The 13,359-nt window shown below is 69.2% G+C and carries 12 protein-coding genes; 6 read left to right on the top strand and 6 right to left on the bottom strand.

Translation table 11 applies throughout. The features are described 5' to 3' along the window. Positions 1–38 precede the first annotated feature (38 nt). The 3 genes from ABRP18_RS12275 (at position 39) to ABRP18_RS12265 (ending at position 2,433) form a co-directional block, all read left to right on the top strand. Entirely contained in the window at positions 39–626 is a 588-nt protein-coding gene (locus ABRP18_RS12275; protein ID WP_046749685.1) for a TetR/AcrR family transcriptional regulator, read from the top strand. A 34-nt stretch (positions 627–660) separates the two neighbouring features. Beyond that, complete coding sequence (locus ABRP18_RS12270) at positions 661–1,371, top strand: alpha/beta fold hydrolase (protein WP_058632911.1); 711 nt, start codon at positions 661–663, stop codon at positions 1,369–1,371. A gap of 72 nt (positions 1,372–1,443) precedes the next feature. Continuing rightward, entirely contained in the window at positions 1,444–2,433 is a 990-nt protein-coding gene (locus ABRP18_RS12265) for a methyltransferase dimerization domain-containing protein (protein ID WP_349884730.1), read from the top strand. 116 nt (positions 2,434–2,549) lie between these two features. Here ABRP18_RS12265 and ABRP18_RS12260 read toward each other — a convergent pair whose 3' ends face one another. The 3 genes from ABRP18_RS12260 to ABRP18_RS12250 are packed head-to-tail and all read right to left on the bottom strand — an operon-like array spanning position 2,550 to position 4,643. Beyond that, entirely contained in the window at positions 2,550–3,896 is a 1,347-nt protein-coding gene (locus ABRP18_RS12260) for an amidohydrolase family protein (protein ID WP_349884729.1), read from the bottom strand. Between the two features lie 58 nt (positions 3,897–3,954). Further along, entirely contained in the window at positions 3,955–4,278 is a 324-nt protein-coding gene (locus ABRP18_RS12255; protein ID WP_058632908.1) for a multidrug efflux SMR transporter, read from the bottom strand. Then, complete coding sequence (locus tag ABRP18_RS12250) at positions 4,275–4,643, bottom strand: multidrug efflux SMR transporter (protein ID WP_046749681.1); 369 nt, start codon at positions 4,641–4,643, stop codon at positions 4,275–4,277. The genes ABRP18_RS12255 and ABRP18_RS12250 overlap by 4 nt, the downstream gene beginning before the upstream one ends. Positions 4,644–4,848: 205 nt before the next feature. Here ABRP18_RS12250 and ABRP18_RS12245 point away from each other — a divergent pair, with 205 nt between their 5' ends. Further along, positions 4,849–6,297 carry a glyceraldehyde-3-phosphate dehydrogenase gene (locus ABRP18_RS12245; protein WP_349884728.1) on the top strand — a complete coding sequence of 483 codons (1,449 nt, stop codon included), beginning with the start codon at positions 4,849–4,851 and terminating at the stop codon, positions 6,295–6,297. Between the two features lie 57 nt (positions 6,298–6,354). Then, positions 6,355–7,416, top strand: a complete 1,062-nt coding sequence (locus ABRP18_RS12240) for a winged helix DNA-binding domain-containing protein (protein WP_058632907.1) — start codon at positions 6,355–6,357, stop codon at positions 7,414–7,416. Between the two features lie 45 nt (positions 7,417–7,461). Here the strand turns inward: ABRP18_RS12240 and ABRP18_RS12235 are convergent, their stop codons facing one another. Next, complete coding sequence (locus tag ABRP18_RS12235; RefSeq protein WP_349884727.1) at positions 7,462–8,904, bottom strand: helix-turn-helix domain-containing protein; 1,443 nt, start codon at positions 8,902–8,904, stop codon at positions 7,462–7,464. A gap of 109 nt (positions 8,905–9,013) precedes the next feature. Here ABRP18_RS12235 and ABRP18_RS12230 point away from each other — a divergent pair, with 109 nt between their 5' ends. Further along, complete coding sequence (locus ABRP18_RS12230; protein ID WP_058632905.1) at positions 9,014–10,876, top strand: phosphoenolpyruvate carboxykinase (GTP); 1,863 nt, start codon at positions 9,014–9,016, stop codon at positions 10,874–10,876. 284 nt (positions 10,877–11,160) lie between these two features. Here the strand turns inward: ABRP18_RS12230 and ABRP18_RS12225 are convergent, their stop codons facing one another. Together ABRP18_RS12225 and ABRP18_RS12220 are read right to left on the bottom strand one after the other, a co-directional pair. Then, complete coding sequence (locus ABRP18_RS12225) at positions 11,161–13,047, bottom strand: ABC transporter ATP-binding protein (RefSeq protein WP_349884726.1); 1,887 nt, start codon at positions 13,045–13,047, stop codon at positions 11,161–11,163. A gap of 78 nt (positions 13,048–13,125) precedes the next feature. Beyond that, positions 13,126–13,332, bottom strand: coding sequence for a hypothetical protein (locus tag ABRP18_RS12220; RefSeq protein ID WP_045262938.1), 207 nt, complete (start codon positions 13,330–13,332; stop codon positions 13,126–13,128). Positions 13,333–13,359: the final 27 nt, after the last annotated feature.

Below are 13,359 nucleotides of genomic sequence, written 5' to 3'. Positions count from 1 at the left end.
GGAACACTCCACGCAGCAGAATCGGCCGGAAGGACGACATGCCGAAGATCATCGACCACGACCAGCGTCGACGGGACATCGTCGAGGTGGCGAAGAGCATCATCCTGAAGGGCGGATTCGAGGCGGCGACCATGCGCAGCATCGCCGCCGAGGCCGGATTCGCGAACGGTGCCCTGAAGCACTATTTCCCCGGGAAGGAGAGCATCGTCGCCGCCACCTTCGAGACCGTGCTGCTCGAGCACGACACCTGGCTCCAGGAGTCGATCTCCGAGGGCGCGACGCCCGAGCGGATGCTGCAGCAGGTGCTCGAGGGCACGCTGCCGAGCAGTGTCGGGGAGATCGCGAGTGGGCGTGTGCTCCTCGCCCTCTGGGAGTACGCGATGTCGAACGATCAGCTCACGGTGCTCTACCGCACGCATCTCGCGCGGTGGCACGCGATGCTCGTCGAGCGGATGGAGGCGGCGCGCGATGCCGGATCCATCCGGGATCAGGACTATGCGGCCCTCGCGAACGAGTTCATCTCGGTCGCCGTCGGAGCGACGGTGATCAACCTCATGTATCCCGAGGGCGAGCGCATCGCCGACTACGAGGACTACATCCGGAAGTTCCTGGCGCGACTCCGCTGACCGCGAGGCGCCGCATTCGAGAGGAAGGCGCCTCATGACCGCACCACTGTCCGTCTCGCACCATCCGGGAGCGGGGCGTCCTGTCGTGTTCCTGCACGGCCTGGCCTCGAGGGGGCGTCTGGACTGGCCCGAAAGCGAGTGGGACGCCGTTCTCGGCGATCGACCGCGTGTGGTGATCGACCTTCCGGCTCACGGCGACAGTATCGCGCTCGGGACCGCGACGACATCGGCCGTGACCGACGCCATCGCCGCATCGATCCGTGCGGCCGTCGGTGAGCAGGAGGTCGACCTCGTCGGCTACTCGCTCGGGGCGCGGCTGTCATGGGACCTCGCGTCCCGTCACGACATCGCCGTTCGGCGGCTCGTGCTCGGCGGGCTCAGCGCGGGGGAGCCCTTCTCCTTCGTCGACCTCCCGGCCGCGCGAGCCTCCCTCGCGGACGGCAGCGCGCCGAGGGATCCGCTCACGGGCATGATCCTCGGCATGGTGTCGATGCCGGGCAACCGTCCTGCCGACCTGCTCGATCTGATCGAGGGTCTGGCGGCGGAGCCCTTCGTCGCCGATCGCGGCGGGCCGAGCGTTCCGGTCCTCCTGATCGGTGGAGTCGACGACGGGATGGCGGCGGGGATCGACGACCTCGCGGCGCTGCTACCCGATGCGCGGACACGGCGCGTTCCCGGCGACCATCTCGCGGCCCTGCACGCACCGGGGTTCCGGACCGCGGTGCGGGAGTTCCTCGCGGATTGAAGCCCCCTCGACATCCGGCTTCAACCATGATCTTTATTTCCAACATTCGTAGATAATTCGAAAGGCTCGCTCATGACCGAAACCCCCACCGCCGACGCGGCGCGGATCCTCGACATCGCCACCGGCTACATGACCTCCAAGCAGCTCTTCCAGGCCAGCAGGATCGGCCTGTTCGCCGCGATCGCCGACGGGGCGGACACGGCGGCCGCGATCGCCGAGCGGTGCGCGGTCAGCGAGCGCATCGCGACGCTGCTCGCCGATGCGATGACCGCCAAGGGCCTGCTCACCAGGACCGGCGGACGCTACGCGCTCGCCGAGGACGCCGCCGCGTACCTGGTCGGCAACGAGGCGGCGATCGACCTCGCTCCCTTCCTCACGTTCCTCGACGAGATCAGTTACCCGCACTGGCTGCAGTTCGCGCATACGGTCGACACGACCGAGCCGGGCGACCTGCAGATGGACGACGCCCGCTGGGCGACCTTCATGGCCGGCGTCATGACGTACAACCGTCTGCACGCGCAGGAGTTCGGCCGTCACGTCGACCTCGACGGTGCGACCAGGGTGCTCGACTTCGGTGGCCTGTCCGCCGAGTTCGCGCTGTCCGTCATGGCGGACAACCCCGAGCTGCACACCACGTTCCTCTACGCTCCCGGCTTCGAAGACGGCATCGCCGACGCGGTCGCAGCTGCGGGAGTGCAGGAGCGTGCCACGGTCGAGGTCGGCGACACGGCGACCACCGCTCCCGAGGGAGAGTACGACGCGGTCTTCGCGAACCACGTGATCCACCGCTTCTCCGCCGAGGAGAATGCGCAGATCTTCCGCAACCTGCGGGCGGCTGCCGTCGACGGCGCGACCCTGACCGTGCTCGACTTCTTCCTGGACGAGGATGTGGAGCAGCGCGCGCTCGACGCCCTGCACGCGGGCGAGTACCTCGTGATCGACGGCACCGTCGTCTATCCCGAGACCGAGGTGCGCGGATGGCTCGCCGACGCCGGCTGGTCGGTGCGCGACAAGGTCGCGCTGCCCGGCAGCCCGCGGGTGCTCGTGGCGACTGCGGTGTGAGACTCGTCCCGGCGCCGGGTGACCGGCGCCGGGGCACACGACTGGTCCGAGGGGGATCAGAGGCGGGCGGCATGCGTGAACATGCCGCCCGCCGTTTTCGTGCATCGCTTTCGGGATCAGCCGCGCAAGAAGACCGTGCGCCCGTCCACGATCGTGCGGGCGACGCCAATCGTCGCGAGGTCGCGGCCGGGCGTCAGGGGGTCCTCATCGAGGACGGTGACGTCGGCGACCATGCCGATGGCCAGCGAGCCCTTCCATGTGGAGGCACCATCCTGTCGAGCAGGGTCGACGGTGACGGAGCGCAGCAGCCGGTTCCTGGTGCCCGCGTCGTCCGTGGCGCCCGCGGCGGTGAGCAGCGCGAGGGACGCGTCGAGACCCAGCCGCCAGTCCGGGCTCGCGACGGGGGAGTCGCTCGTGATCGTGGTCAGCGCGTCCGAGGTCAGCATCTCGGCGAGCGGCCATGCGGAGGCGAGTCTGGCTTCTCCCAGTTGCATCGCCGCCCAGGAGTGCGTGTGCGCCGCGATCAGCGGCTGCACCGCGAACCCCGCGCCGATGCGCCCCATCCTGGCGATCTGCTCGGTCGTGGCGAGATCGCCGTGCACGACGTAGTGCGGACCCGACGGCGTGGGGTGCTGTGCGTGCAGGCCCTCCAGCACGGACAGGAACTCGGCGATCGAACGGTCTCCCGTCGCGTGCACCGCGATCTGCAGCCCGCGGGCAGAGGCCAGTTCGAGCATGCGTCGGAAGGCGGTGCGGGCGTCGGGCTCGCCACGGGTGAGCAGTCCGCCGGTGGTGCCGTCGGCGTACGGTTCATCGACCCAGGCGGTCGCCATCGGGGGGATGCCGTCGGCGAAGATCTTCACGCCGGGGATCGCGAGCCATCGAGGGTCGGAGGGCGGTGCGGGGATGCGCACCCCGCGCTCGAAGTCGTCGAGCGTGCTCTCGCCGTCGATCGTGCCGAACAGTCTCAGCAGGGTCACGCGGGAGGTCTGGGCGCGCTCGCGATGCAGCTCGAGGTAGGTGTCGAGCATGTCGGAGCCGAAGCATCCGGTCTCGCCGTCGTCCTCGCCGGGGCCGATCCCCGGCTCGGTGTAGCTCGTGATGCCGAGCTCGGCGAGCAGTGCCCATGCGCGTCGCAGCGCCGACCGGCGTTCCCCCGACGTCGAGACGAGCCGTCCGGACGGCTGCTCCTCCGGCGGTGTGTCGGAGAAGAAGAGATGCGGCCACCGTGCCCCCAGCCATGCGGCGTGCAGGTGGGCGTCGTTGATGCCGGGGATCGCGGTGCGCCCGTCCAGCTCGATCACCGCGCGTGAATCCAGAGCCTCCGCCTCCGCACCCAGAGCGACGATCACCCCGTCGCGGACGGCGAGCGACTCCGTGATCGTGTCGGAAGGGTCGAGGGTGCGGATGCGGCCGCCGCGGATGATCAGGTCGGCATCGTCGCCGTGGAGTGACTGTGTCATTATTCCACCAGTGTAGACGCAAAACTGCTGCCGAGGAGAAGCTCATGGCGCGTTGTCGTCAGTGGCCGCCGCCGAACTCGATCATCGCCACTCCGACCGCGATCAGCGCGACGCCGATCGCCATCATGGCCGAGAAGTGATCCTTGAAGATCACCCGCCCGAGCACCGCGGTCAGCGCGACACCGGCGGCGGCCCAGATCCCGTAAGCGACGCCCACCGGCATCCCCATCGCGAGGATCGTGCCGAGCAGGGTGAAGGCGGCGAGATAGCCGACGACGATCACGGGGATCCAGCGGCGACGGCGCAGGCCCTCGGATGCGCGCAGGCTCAGCGTCGCCGTGACCTCGCTCGCGATCGCGAGGGCGAGGAACACCCAGGTCACGACGTCGCCTCCGTCGTATCGCGCGTATGGGATCCGAGTTCGACGAGCAGCACGCCGACCACGATCACGCCGACGCCGACGATCTGCACCGGTCCCAGCAGCTCGCCGAACAGCACCGTGCCGAGCGCGGCCGTGAGCACGACGCCGATCGCCGACCAGATGCCGTATGCGACGCCGACGGCCATGCCGCGGTCGAGCACGACCGACAGCAGCCAGAGCGACCCCGTGTAGCCGAGCACCACGACGACGAGCCAGAACGGATGCGTGAACCCCTCGGCGGCTCGGAGGGAGAGGGTCGCACTCACCTCGAGGGCGATCGCGAGCAGCAGGGGCGGCCATGCCGAGCGGCGGGGGCTGGGGGTCATCGCGAGCCTTTCGTGGAGCGTCCGAGGGGGAGAACGCGACGGGTGACCGGGGGATTCCCGCGAGAAGCCGGGCCTGCTCGACCCCGGTCCGCAGCCGTCGGATTCGGCACGTGTTCCTGCGACTTGTACGCTGGATGCATCCCCCGATCCACCCGGCAACTCGCGCGCCGGCGACCTCGGCGCGCTCACACATGCAAGGACGCAGATGAACGATTCCGCGGCACACCGCGACGACTGGACAGAGAGCGAAGAGCTGGCGGAGCGGATGATCCCGCTCATCGGGGCGCTCCGACGGGAGCACGACGTCGTCACGTCGCTCCACGGGCATCGTCTGCTCGGCCTGTCGGCGACGGGGCTGGTCGAGGTGCACGAGCGTGTCGCCCAGCTCGGTCACGAGCGTCTGCCGATCGAGGACAGCCTTGCGGTGCTGGAAGCGATCCATGCTCTCGCGCCCGGGGCATCCTCCCTCGACGTCGCCCGCCTGGTCGCCGGCCACGCGGAGAGCGGTCAGCCGTTGGAGGCCTATCTCGCAGATGTGCTCGCTCCGGCCATGGGAGCTGTCGCCGCTGAGGCCATCGACGTCGTGCTCTACGGGTTCGGGCGGATCGGCCGCCTCCTCGCTCGTATCCTCATCGCCCACACGGGAGGCGGGAGCGGGCTGCGTCTGCGTGCCATCGTCGTCCGCCGCGGTGCCGAGAACGATCTCGTCAAGCGCGCGTCACTGCTGCTGCGCGACTCCGTGCACGGCCGCTTCGCCGGTTCGGTCACGGTCGACGAAGATGCCGAGCAGATCATCGCGAACGGCACCCGCATCCAGGTGATCTACTCCGACGACCCGGCGACCATCGACTACAACGCGCACGGCATCCACGACGCGATCGTCGTGGACAACACCGGACGCTGGCGCGACGAGGCGGGGCTCTCCCAGCACCTGCAGTCGAAGGGCGTCGCCCGCGTGCTGCTCACGGCCCCCGGCAAGAGCCCGCTCAAGAACATCGTCCACGGCATCAACGACGACACCATCGCCGACTCCGACCGCATCATCTCGGCCGCGTCCTGCACGACCAACGCCATCACTCCGGTACTCGCGGCGATCGATGAGGCGTACGGCGTCGTCAAGGGGCACGTGGAGACCGTGCACTCGTTCACGAACGATCAGAACCTGATCGACAACTTCCACAAGGGCGACCGACGCGGACGTTCGGCCGTGCTCAACATGGTCATCACCGAGACGGGGGCGGCCAAGGCCGTGGCCAAGGCGCTCCCGCAGCTCGAGGGCAAGCTCACCGGCAGCTCGATCCGCGTCCCGACGCCCGACGTGTCGCTCGCGGTGCTGCACCTGACCATCGAGCGTCCCGCGACCAAGGACGAGGTCAACGACTACCTGCGCCGCGTCTCGCTGCACTCCAAGCTCCGTCAGCAGATCGACTACGTGGAGAGCCCCGACGTCGTCTCCACCGATTTCGTCGGCTCGCACCGTGCCGGCATCGTCGACGGCCTCGCCACCATCGCCGACGAGGACACCCTCATCCTGTACGTCTGGTACGACAACGAGTTCGGATACTCCTGCCAGGTCATCCGTGTGCTCGAGGTCATGGCGGGCTCGCACCCGATCGTGCTGCCGGAGCGCCGCGAGGTGACCCTGCAGGGCTGAGTCTCGCCGTTCGCCGGGTTTCGTCGTATCGTCGGGAGTACCCGGCATGATGAGGTCATGAAGACCGCGGCTCAGCGCACCGATCGTCTCCGTTCACAACGCCTCCGTTCGCATCGCCTGACCGCTCCGGCGCGCACCGTGACGGATGCGGCGCAGCACATGCTCGCCGTGCAGAGTCAGGACTTCACGGCCGGTCGGTGGGCGCTCGCCGTGCGTACCCGCGGTGAGCCGACACTGCGCGACGTCGACCGGGCCTTCGACCGCGGCGACATCGTGCGCGCGTGGACGATGCGCGGCACCCTGCACACCGTCCCGGCGCGAGACCTCGGTTGGATGCTCCAGGTCACCGCCGGGCGGCAGCGGCAGCAGGCAGCCACCCGTCACCGTGACCTCGGCATCGACGACGACATGGTCGCCGCTGCCGTTCGCGCCCTGACGCCGCGCCTGCGCGATGGCGGGTGCACGCGTGCGGAGGTGTTCGAGGTGCTGGAGGGGATCGGCATCGACCCCTCCGGTCAGCGCGGCATCCACCTGCTGTTCACCCTCACGATCGCCGGGCTGATCTGCCAGGGACCGGTCGTGGCCCGCGCCGGTGTCGCCCGCGAACAGCGCTTCGTCCTCGTGGAGGAGCACATCCGCGAGCACGCAGCACCCGACGATCCGCTCGCCGAGCTGTTCGTCCGCTACGTCGACGGCCATGGTCCTGCCGGGGTCGCCGACTTCGCGTGGTGGTCGGGCCTCACTCTGGGTCAGTCGCGTGAGGCGGCAGAGCGGGCGGCCTCCAGCGTCGAAGAGGTCGACGAAGGGCTCTTCGTCGCGTGCCGGCCTCCGCGTCGGGCGAGCGGCGCCGCATCGGTCCATGCGCTCGGCGCGTTCGACGAGTACTACATCTCCTACGCCGATCGCACGGCCGTATGCGACCCGGCGTATCTGGCGGCGATCGGGCCGGGGAAGAACGGCATGGTGCGTCCGACGATCGTCGAACAGGGCCGCGTCATCGGCTCCTGGTCGCATGCGAGCGCGACCAGGAGTGCACCGCCAGAGCTCTTCGAGGCGCCAGAGGATCCCGAGGTCGTGGCCGCAGCCCTCGCGCGGTTCGCCCGCTTCGCCGACGACTGAGACGCCTGCCCGAGCCCGACCCGCCCCTACTCGCTGGCGTGGCGCCTACTCGCTGGCGTGGCGGGCGAGGAAGCTGTAGACCTCGTTGTCGTCGACGCCCGGGAACGCGCCGCGGGGGAGAGGGGAGAACATGTGCGTGTGCACGCGCGCGCTCGGCCAGGCCCGTCCGCTCCACCGATCGCTCAGCTCGGCCGAGGGGCGACGGCAGCACGACTCGTCGGGGCACGTCGATACCGCGCGGTCGTTCGTCTCGCGTCCACGCCACCACCGTGCGTCGTCGAAGGGCACCCCGACCGTCACCGAGAACTCGCCGTCGGTCGACGACCCGGTCTGCGTCGAGCACCAGAAGGTGCCGGACGGGGTGTCGGTGTACTGGTGGTGCTCCACCGTGCGGTTCTGCTGCGTGAACGCGGCGCGGGCCTGGAACTTGCGACACACCCGCTGTCCCTCCACGGCACCGGTCACATCCATCGGCAGCGGCAGGTCGTCGTTCTCGTACACACGGGTGATCGCCCCGGTGGAGTCGACGCGCAGGAAGTGCAGCGCCATGCCGAGGTGCTGTGTCAACAGGTTCGTCATGCGCATGCCCGCCGCCTCGTGCGTGACGCCGAAGCCGTCACGGAAGTCCTCGACGGCGAGGTTGCGGTCCTTCTTCGCCTGTTGCAGGAACGCGACGGAAGCCGTCTCCGGCATCAGGCAGCATGCGGCGAAGTAGTTGATCTCCAGGCGCTGCTGCAGGAAGTCGGCGTAGTCGGTCGGCGGGGTGTGTCCGAGAAGTCGGTGTGCCATCGCCTGCAACGCCATCGAGCGCAGGCCGTGACCGCCGGGGATCGAGGCCGGCGGCAGGTAGATCCGCCCGTTCTCGAGGTCGGTGACCGACCGTGTCGAGTGCGGGAGGTCGTTGACATAGATCAGTGCGAACCCGAGCTTCTCGGCCATGATGCTCACGGTGCGGTGGGTGAGTGCACCCTGCACGTGTCCCGCAGCCTTGAGGTGCTTCTCGGCGAGCTTCTCGATCTCGGGGAGGTAGTTGTTCTGGGCGCGCATCCGCAGCCGCAGCTCGGTGTTGGCGCGGCGTGCTTCCTCCGGGGTCGCGATGGCCTCGCGCTCCCGCCTCTCCAACTCCCGGTGCAGGCCGAGAACGGATTCGATCGTCTCGTCGCTCATCCCCTTGGTGACGCGCACGGGGGCGACGCCGAGCTGCCGGAACACCGGGCTCTCCTGCGCGCGCTCCAGGGCGATCTCGAGCGCGGCACGCCGGTTCGGCGGCTCACCGGAGATGAGATCGGTCACCTCGGTCTTGGTCGCTTGCGCGATCGCCTGAAGGAGGGAGAGCTTGGGCTCGCGCTTGCCGTTCTCGATCAGGCTCAGCTGCGAGCCGGCGACGCCGACCAGCGCGCCGAGCTCATCGAGCGTGTAGCCGTTCTCCAGTCGGTGGTGACGGATGCGGTGGCCGAGGGTCGTGAGGTGGATGCCGGAGGACGCCATTCCTTGAGTCTAGCGAAAGAATTCCAGTTCTTATCGCTTGAAATGGCCGAAAGTCACGTTCGAACCGGAAGAAGATAGGTGCAACGCCCCACACTTCTAAGGAGCAGTCATGGCCATGGCCGAAGTCCTCACCCCTCGCACGTCTCCCGTCTCCCCGACGCGCACGTTCGGGGCGGCTCCGACGTATGACACTCCTGCCATGGCCGAGCTGGCCGCCTGGGTCGAGGAGATCCGGGCGCTCACCCAGCCCGACTCCGTGCACTGGGTCGACGGCTCGCGGGCCGAGAACGACTGGCTGCTGCGCGGACTGGTCGACGAGGGCAAGCTGATCAAGCTCAACCCCGAGTGGCGACCCGGCTCGTACCTCGCGCGCTCGCACCCCAGCGACGTCGCTCGCACCGAGGGGCGGACGTTCATCGCCTCCGAGCGCGAGGAGGACGCTGGCCCCACGAACAACTGGGCGGCTCCGGCCGAGATGCACGCCAAGATGGATGAGATCTTCGAGGGATCGATGCGTGGGCGCACCATGTACGTCGTCCCGTTCTCGATGGGACGCGTCGGCGGCCCGCTCTCGCACATCGGCGTGCAGATCACCGACAGCGCCTACGCGGTCGCCTCGATCGGCATCATGACCCGCGTCGGCGATGCCGTCACGCGTCAGATCGCCGAGGGTGCGCCGTGGGTCAAGACCGTGCACACGGTCGGTGCCCCGCTCGCGCCGGGTGCGCAGGACGTGGAGTGGCCCTGCAACGACGACAAGTACATCGTGCACTTCCCGGAGACGCTCGAGGTCTACTCGTACGGCTCGGGCTACGGCGGCAACGCGATCCTCGCCAAGAAGTGCTTCGCGCTGCGCATCGCCTCGGTGATCGCCCGCGACGAGGGCTGGCTCGCCGAGCACATGCTGCTCATCCGCGTGATCGACCCGCAGGGCAAGGCCTACCACGTGGCTGCGGCCTTCCCTTCGGCATGCGGCAAGACGAACCTCGCCATGCTGCGTCCGACCATCCCGGGCTGGCGCGTCGAGACCCTCGGCGACGACATCGCCTGGATCCGTCCGGGTGAAGACGGTCGCATGTGGGCCATCAACCCCGAGGCGGGCTTCTTCGGCGTCGCACCTGGCACCGGCGAATCGACCAACGTCACCGCGGTCGAGACGCTCTGGGGCAACACCATCTTCACCAACGTCGCGCTCCGCCCCGACGGCGACGTGTGGTGGGAGGGCCTGACCGACGAGGCGCCGGCGAACCTGATCGACTGGGAGGGCAACGACTGGACCCCCGAGTCGGGACGCCCTGCCGCGCACCCCAACTCCCGTTTCACGGTGTCGGCGGCCCAGTGCCCGCAGATCTCCGAGGACTGGGAGGAGGCCGTCCCGCTCGACGTCATCCTGTTCGGCGGACGCCGCGCGAGCAACGTGCCCCTCGTCGTCGAGGCAACCGACTGGACGCACGGCGTGTTCCTCGGCTCGAACATCTCGTCCGAGCGCACAGCTGCCGCTGAAGGCACGGTCGGGGAGCTCCGCCGCGACCCCTTCGCGATGCTGCCGTTCTGCGGCTACAACATGGCGGACTACTTCGGCCACTGGCTCAAGGTGGGCCGCGGTCTGCGCTTCGACCGCGCACCGCGCATCTTCCAGGTCAACTGGTTCCGCCGCGGCGACGATGGCCGGTTCCTGTGGCCGGGCTTCGGCGACAACTCGCGCGTCGTCGACTGGATCATCCGCCGCATCGCCGGTGACGTGCCCGCGGTCGACAGCCCGATCGGACGCCTGCCGCGCGTGGAAGACCTCAATCTCGACGGACTCGACATCCCCGCCGCCGACCTCGACGAGCTGTTCTCCGTCGACGCCGAGGCGTGGAAGACCGAGGCCGATCTGACCGAGGAGTTCTACGACACCTTCGGCGACAAGGTTCCGGCGGCGCTGCGCGCCGAGCTGGCCTCGCTGCGCTACCGCCTCGACAAGGCGTAGCTCCCCAGACCGGTGCCGGTTCGGGGGAGCCGGCACCCTCAGGGCCTCGTGCCCTGCAAACCCGCGAAGGCGGGACATCAGAGACGAACCCATGGCTGAGTGGTCTCCGACGTCCCGCCTTCGTGTTGCTCTGGCGCTGGTCGAGACCCACGCTCGTCGTCGAGACCCACGCTCCCAAGCGTGGGGGAGGATGGGTCTCGACGAGCACGATGGGTCTCGACGCCGCGGGGGCGGGGCGAGGGCGAGGGTGGGGCGCGGGTGCGGGGTGGGGGTGGGGGTGGGGATCAGGTCAGCAGCTGGTGCCGGGCGAGATCGCGGTACAGCGGTGTCGACTCCACGAGCTCGGCGTGCGTGCCCTGGCCGACCACGACGCCGTCCTGCAGGACCACGATCAGGTCGCTGTCGACGACCGTCGACAGGCGGTGGGCGATGACCACGAGCGTGCGGTCGGTGGAGACCGCATCGATGGCCTCGCGCATGCGCTGCTCGTTCACACCGTCGAGCGACGACGTCGATTCGTCGAGCAGCAGGATCGGGGCGTCGGTCAGCAGCGCGCGGGCGATCGCGAGTCGCTGACGCTCACCGCCGGAGAGCATCACGCCGTCCTCGCCGACGGGCGCCTCGATCCCGAGGGGGCTGCGCTCGAGCACGTCGCCGAGATTCACGGCGCGCAGCACGCGCTCGCAGTCGGCGTCGGTCGCCTCGGGAGAGGCGAGCCGCAGGTTCTCGGCGAGAGTGCCGGCCAGCGTCGGCGCGTCCTGCTCGACGTAGCCGAAGTGGGCGCGCAGCTCGTCGCGCGGATACGTGCGCGCGTCGTGGCCGTGCAGGCGGATCGAGCCGCCCGTCGGGTCGTAGAAGCGCTCGATGAGCGACAGGATCGTGCTCTTGCCGGCGCCGCTGGGGCCGACGAGGGCGACGCGGGAGCCGTGGGGCACGGCGAAGGACACGCCGCGGAGCACCTCGTGGTCCTGCACGGTGGCCGTCGCATCCTCTGCGGACTCCAGGTGTGCATCCGCGAGCAGGGTCCGGGCCTCCTCGGCTGCGGCCGCACGGGCTGCGACGACGTTCGCGGGGTAGTGGAAGCGCACGTCGCGGAACTCGATGGCCGGCGCGTCGGGGGTCGGCGTCTCGCGAGGCAGCGACGCGGCGATCTTCTCGTCGTCCTGCGACTCGGTCGGCAGATCGAGCACTTCCTGGATGCGACCGAGCGCACCGAGGGCCTGGTTCACCGAGGTGATGGCGCCGAACGTGGTGGCCAAGGGCATCACGAGCAGGAACAGGAACATGATGAACGAGATCAAGGAGGCGATCGTGATCGCTCCGGCCGCCACACGGAAGCCGCCGACGCCGAGGACCACCAGCAGCGAGAGCTGCAGGGCGATGCCGGAGACGGGCACGACCATGGAGGAGATCTTGGCGATGCGCACGCCGATCCCGTAGGCGTCTGATGCGAGGGCGGTGACGGCGGTGGTCTCGCGTTCGGTCGCCCCGGAGGCGCGGATGGTGCGGATCGAGCCGACGGCACGCTCCACGCCGGAGGCGAGCTCACCCACCTTCTCCTGCTGGGCGGTCGATGCGGTGCGGATGCGTCCGCTCAGCATCACGACGACCGCGACCGAGATGCCGATCACCACGACGATGAGCAGCAGCAGGATCGGGTCGATCACGAGCATCGCGATCAGTGCTCCGGCGAAGAGCACTGCGCTGCCGACGGCATCGGCGAGGCCCTGGGTGAGCACGGCGTACAGCAGCGTCGTGTCCGTGCCGACGCGTGAGACGAGGTCACCGGTGCGGCGGGCGTCGAACTCGGAGGTCGGCAGGTGCAGGATGCGGGCGATCAGCTTGCGACGGCTCGAATACACCACGGCGGTGCCGGTGCGCTGGAGCAGGTAGTGCTGGAAGCCGGAGATGATCGACGACACGATCACGAAGCCGACCAGGAGCCAGACGAGGATCCCGATCCCCGTATCGGACTGCACGGCTTCGATGACCTGACCCACGAGGAGCGGCTGCACGAGCGACGTCGCTGCGCCGATGACGCTGAGCACGGCGACCACGATGAGGGTGCGCTTGTGCTCGAAGAGGAAGGGGAGGAGCTGGCGGAACGTCGCGCGGGGGCCTTCGGGCTGTGCGCCACGTCCGCGACGGCGTGCTGTCGCCGAACCGGACATGCGGGACCTCTATCTGGAAGATGGTACTTCGACCGTACTTCGTTCGCGGTCGGATCCTATGGAGTGGCTGTAAGAGCTTCAGGAGCGGCCGAAACGGCGGTGGGCCGCCTGTTTGCTCACACCGAGAGCGCTGGCGATGGCCTGCCACGAGTAGCCGAGGTTGCGTGCGCGACGCACGTTCGCCTCCTCGGCGCGGGCGACCTCCTTCCGCACCTCGGCGAGGCGGTGCAGGGCGGCCAGCGGCTCGCTCCCGTCGTCCTGGGCGATTGCCGTCGGCAGTGTCATGATGAACCTCCTGCGTCAATATTCGTT

The organism is Microbacterium sp. WHRI 7836 (assembly GCF_040223885.2).
Lineage (GTDB): Bacteria > Actinomycetota > Actinomycetes > Actinomycetales > Microbacteriaceae > Microbacterium > Microbacterium oxydans.
The sequence above is the reverse complement of the archived record's forward strand: the minus strand, read 5'-3'. Positions and strand labels throughout refer to the sequence as shown.

Coding starts and splice junctions, on each gene's coding strand:
- ABRP18_RS12235 (WP_349884727.1), bottom strand. CDS start 8,904: ATGGCGTCCTCCGGCATCCACCTCACGACCCTCGGCCACCGCATCCGT.
- ABRP18_RS12260 (WP_349884729.1), bottom strand. CDS start 3,896: ATGACACAGTCACTCCACGGCGACGATGCCGACCTGATCATCCGCGGC.
- ABRP18_RS12265 (WP_349884730.1), top strand. CDS start 1,444: ATGACCGAAACCCCCACCGCCGACGCGGCGCGGATCCTCGACATCGCC.
- ABRP18_RS12225 (WP_349884726.1), bottom strand. CDS start 13,047: ATGTCCGGTTCGGCGACAGCACGCCGTCGCGGACGTGGCGCACAGCCC.
- ABRP18_RS12245 (WP_349884728.1), top strand. CDS start 4,849: ATGAACGATTCCGCGGCACACCGCGACGACTGGACAGAGAGCGAAGAG.
- ABRP18_RS12275 (WP_046749685.1), top strand. CDS start 39: ATGCCGAAGATCATCGACCACGACCAGCGTCGACGGGACATCGTCGAG.
- ABRP18_RS12270 (WP_058632911.1), top strand. CDS start 661: ATGACCGCACCACTGTCCGTCTCGCACCATCCGGGAGCGGGGCGTCCT.
- ABRP18_RS12250 (WP_046749681.1), bottom strand. CDS start 4,643: ATGACCCCCAGCCCCCGCCGCTCGGCATGGCCGCCCCTGCTGCTCGCG.
- ABRP18_RS12230 (WP_058632905.1), top strand. CDS start 9,014: ATGGCCATGGCCGAAGTCCTCACCCCTCGCACGTCTCCCGTCTCCCCG.
- ABRP18_RS12220 (WP_045262938.1), bottom strand. CDS start 13,332: ATGACACTGCCGACGGCAATCGCCCAGGACGACGGGAGCGAGCCGCTG.
- ABRP18_RS12240 (WP_058632907.1), top strand. CDS start 6,355: ATGAAGACCGCGGCTCAGCGCACCGATCGTCTCCGTTCACAACGCCTC.